The 456-nt window shown below is 73.2% G+C and carries 1 protein-coding gene; it reads left to right on the top strand.

Annotated elements, in window-relative coordinates; translation table 11 throughout:
• A partial coding sequence (locus tag EJ913_RS31325; RefSeq protein ID WP_148125331.1) for an NAD-glutamate dehydrogenase domain-containing protein occupies nt 1-456 on the top strand: 456 nt, incomplete at both ends.

Genomic DNA, 456 nt, shown 5'->3' with positions numbered 1-456 from the left:
CGCCAAGTTCCTCAAGCAGGCCCGCTTCGCCTACGCCCAGGACACCGTCGAGGCCACGCTGGCCGCCCACCCGCAGACCGCGCGCCTGATCGCCCGCCTCTTCGCCGCCCGCTTCGACCCCAGGCACCGGGCCGACGAAGCCCCCATCGTGGAGGCCATCGACACCGCCCTCGACGCCGTCACCAACCTCGACGACGACCGCATCCTGCGCCGCTTCGTCACGCTCGTCCGCGCCACCCTGCGCACCAACGCCTACCAGACCGCCCCCGACGGCGCGCCCAAGCCCTACCTCTCCCTCAAGCTCGACAGCGGCGCCATCGACGAGCTTCCGCTGCCCCGCCCCTGGGTCGAGGTCTTCGTCTACTCCCCGCGCATGGAGGGCGTCCACCTGCGCGGCGGCAAGGTCGCGCGCGGCGGCATCCGCTGGTCCGACCGCCGCGAGGACTTCCGCACCGA

It is taken from the genome of Azospirillum doebereinerae (assembly GCF_003989665.1).
GTDB lineage: Bacteria > Pseudomonadota > Alphaproteobacteria > Azospirillales > Azospirillaceae > Azospirillum > Azospirillum doebereinerae.
The sequence above is the reverse complement of the archived record's forward strand: the minus strand, read 5'-3'. Positions and strand labels throughout refer to the sequence as shown.